This window comes from Microcystis sp. M109S1, from assembly GCF_020247025.1.
GTDB lineage: Bacteria > Cyanobacteriota > Cyanobacteriia > Cyanobacteriales > Microcystaceae > Microcystis.
The window spans coordinates 1-3,488 of the sequence record NZ_JADBRW010000082.1; the positions used below are offsets into that span (position 1 = coordinate 1).

Genomic DNA, 3,488 nt, shown 5'->3' on the forward strand with positions numbered 1-3,488 from the left:
AATCGGGCGTTGGGTTTCATGCTTCAAACCAACCTACGTTTATCTTATAGCGGTTCTCGCATCTGCGAGGCACAGTTTAACCTTTGCTGATTAAGCTTTTCAGAATCGATAATGTACCTCTTGTGAACAGGAAACGCTATATATTTAATTCCACCCACCCACTTAGGCTGAGTACAAGTCAAGTAAATTGTACAGTCTTATGCATATTTTCCGATCAAACTAATTATCCTATAGAACCTATTTGGTATCTTAGGATACAGCTAATCGTCGTAGTAGAAGTCGAAGAAAACAGAGATGAATTTTGGTAGTGGAGTGCTGTAAAGTACGCTCAAAATTTTTGACTAAAGATTTGCAGCGTTCCATCCAAGAATTACTTCTTTCAATCACCCATCGAGTTTTTACAGGTACGAATCCTGATAAACCCTTCTCCGCTTTTTCGGTTTTTGACGGTTTTGGAGACAGTTCAAACTGAATTTTAGTCATTATCTCTGGATAGACCTTAACCAACTCTTTCTCTATTTTGTCAGGATGATAACCATTATCTAGAAGAATAGTCGTCTTAGGCAGTTCCGACGGTTTTAACTTGAAATAGTCAATACCTCAAGTTAACAACTCAATCAATCCTTGGTCATCAGATAGGTTGGCGGGAGTACAATGAGCGAAAAAGGGAAAACCAAGACTATCCGTCGCTAGATGACGTTTAATTCCATTGGTGCACTTGTAGAAACAAAATCCTTTCGTCTCCACACTCGCATTACAGGTATTTTTGACGGCTTGAGAATCAATCATAATTAGAGTCGTCCACAAGTTTTTTTTTTCTTGTTGTCGTAATCGGCGATGTAATTCTTCCATTATTTTTTGGATGATTCCCTGACTTCTCCACTGTTTATAATGCCAGAACACGGTGGAGTAGGGGGGGAAATCTTTCGGGAGGTCACCCCAATTACAGCCATTTTTGAGTTGATAGAAAATAGCGTCTAAAATCTGTCGTTTTGTCCATTTGGGCGGACAAGTCAATTTCTTCTTTGGCAATAGCGGTTCTACGATAGACCACTCTTCATCCGTCATACTACTTGAGTACATTTAGCTGACTCCTCCATTGATTTTTTGGGACGACTAGACGGTGACGCATTCACAAAACGGGGTTCCGACTAAAGTATTGCCGCTCGCGCAGGCTAGAGACTCTCGGGAGCATCCCAATTTTGCAATAAGTATAAATGCTTAGAGACTAAAAACGTTAGCTAAGGCAAAATAAAGAGAAACAATTAAACGGTAGAATCATGAATACAGACCAAAAAGAACAACTAGATCAACATTTAAAAGCCATTGCTCAAATTCTAGTCGATAATACCCCAGAAGAACAACTACGTAGCTTTGAGGGCATTGAAACCGCCCTGCGAGACCATTGGCTGACTACATTGGGTCCTGCCATAGGCAATTTTTTTTTGAATCAGCAACAGGAACCCAAGCAGGGCGAACCAAAAGCGTAAGCAGTATCATAGGGAAAGTCAAGATAAGCGAGAAACAAGCCGATAAACTAGGATTAAGCAAGAATAATCGATTAAGTCCCATGCTGGAGAAATGTTGCTTAGGAGCAGTGGCTAAAGTCTCTTTTGAAGATGCGGAAAAAGATAGCAAAATGGCGACAGGAATGGCAGTTTCAGGCAGTAGTCAACAGAGGCTTGTACAAAGATATAAATTTGAGGAAGCAGAAGCAAAGAGTCCGGTAGAAGCATTGAGTGTAGATGGAGGAAAAGTCAGAATCAGAACGCCCAAAGGACAACCGAGTCAAGGGAGAGATTACAAAGCAGTAAGTCTGCATGGTCAAGAATGTGCGGGATTTTTTCAGCAAAATGAAGAATTACTGGAATGGGTGAACCGTCAGCCCTTAACAGAGGTAGTCACCTGTTTAGGAGATGGTCATGATGGGGTGTGGAATCTGATGGAGAAAATCGGTGTTAAAAGGAGAGAAATATTGGATTGGTATCATTTAGTAGAGAATATGAATAAAATAGGCGGGTCAAACAAGCGTCTGAATAGAATCAAAGAGAATTTATGGAAAGGAGAGGTGAAAAGAGTTTTAGAGGAATTAGAGGGATGCAAAAAGAAACAGGCTATAAATTTCACCAAATATGTCGATAAACATCGAGAAAGAATACCCAATTACGAACTCTATCAATCACAAGGGATTTGCATCGGTTCTGGAAGTGTAGAGTCAAAGATTAAGCAAATAGGTGCAAGAATGAAAATTGTGGGAGCACAATGGAAAGCAGAGAATGTTCCTCAGTATTTGAAGCTACGTTGTGCTTATCTCAACGGCGATATTGCCTGAGTATTTTTACTCATTGCAAAACTGGGATGCTCCCGAGACTCTCTCCCCTGAAACCTATAATGGACAAGGTTTTCGCGTCACCTTTTCAGCAAGGGCATCTACATTATAAAAGATACCAAATGGATTCTATAGTTGCAGCCCAAATTAACTTATACACTTTATTGCCAAGGTGGTGTCTTGTGGTTGTAAATTCGTCCCCTAGCTAGTTATTGGTCAACGCAGCGGAGATCGCCGTCACCATATTGGTCACACCTGGCCCACCCAGTCCAATACAAACACCAAATCCTTGCCTCGCTCTGGCATAACCCGCATTTCTCACAAAGAAAGAGAATGGAGTGTCTGAAAGCCCTACCCAGTATAGATTTGAACCCGATTTTAGCCCAGCTCCCCCAACGACAGTGTGTTGTGAGAATTTAACAAGACATCGTCATCAATTAGACTTGAGAAAAAAGGAATTAATTTGCGTAAAGTTTACGCAAATTAATTAAATAAACTGTACCTGGGTCACAAATTCCTCAAAACTTGGCTTTAAAATCAGTTATAATTGAGTTATGTTTGCGCTTTTAAAGGTTCGATTTTATGACATCTAGTTCAGACCAGTCTCTCCCCAATCAATTCAACTTTGGCCCGTTAAAAGGAAGAAACATAATCGCCAATTTTGAAGGAGGTAAAATCACCTCGGACGCGGGGATTGTCTTAATGGCAGAGTTAGACAAGAAGTTAAAAATCACCACTCAATTTGCTGAATGCTTTCGAGATTATCGTCATGTCTCCTATCTAGATTATTCCCTTCACCATTGACTAGCACAGAGAGTTTATGGCATCATTTTAGGATATGAAGATGTCAATGACCATGATAAATTACGTCATGACCCAGCTTTAGCTATACCCTTAGAAAAGCTTAACTTTATTGAGTTAAACCAAGCGGGATTAGCAGGGAAAAGTACCATCAACCGATTAGAATATTGCCCAGAGACTATTATTAACCAAGAAAAAAGTCGCTATCATAAAATAGAACGGGAGCAAGTCAGTTTTGTCAGAACATAAATACTATTCAATAGCTAAAGACTGTTATTTAGGTAAGCACAGCGGTGTTTAAGCACTTGAGGGATATTTTCTTCATTCCACTGGGCTCCAGAAATTTTCAGTCGTCGGT

3 protein-coding genes and 1 pseudogene are annotated in these 3,488 nt (G+C 40.2%); 2 read left to right on the plus strand and 2 right to left on the minus strand.

Going from position 1 to position 3,488, the window contains the following annotated elements:
• Positions 1-249: 249 nt before the first annotated feature.
• Both IM322_RS04090 and IM322_RS04095 read right to left on the minus strand, forming a co-directional pair.
• Positions 250-483, minus strand: coding sequence for a hypothetical protein (locus IM322_RS04090; RefSeq protein WP_353737490.1), 234 nt, complete (start codon positions 481-483; stop codon positions 250-252).
• A gap of 117 nt (positions 484-600) precedes the next feature.
• Positions 601-1,083 (minus strand): IS5 family transposase, encoded by a 483-nt coding sequence (locus IM322_RS04095; protein ID WP_287672103.1) that lies wholly within the window; start codon positions 1,081-1,083, stop codon positions 601-603.
• Between the two features lie 197 nt (positions 1,084-1,280).
• On the opposite strand from IM322_RS04095, the gene IM322_RS04100 reads away from it, so the two are divergent.
• Together IM322_RS04100 and IM322_RS04105 are read left to right on the plus strand one after the other, a co-directional pair.
• A protein-coding gene (locus IM322_RS04100) for an ISKra4-like element ISMae18 family transposase (protein WP_287672104.1) occupies positions 1,281-2,332 on the plus strand; the annotation gives its coding sequence in 2 pieces (ribosomal slippage) (positions 1,281-1,437 and positions 1,437-2,332; 1,053 coding nt in all).
• A 579-nt stretch (positions 2,333-2,911) separates the two neighbouring features.
• Positions 2,912-3,349 (plus strand): annotated as a pseudogene (locus IM322_RS04105) (transposase); the annotation flags it as partial.
• Between the last annotated feature and the right edge of the window lie 139 nt (positions 3,350-3,488).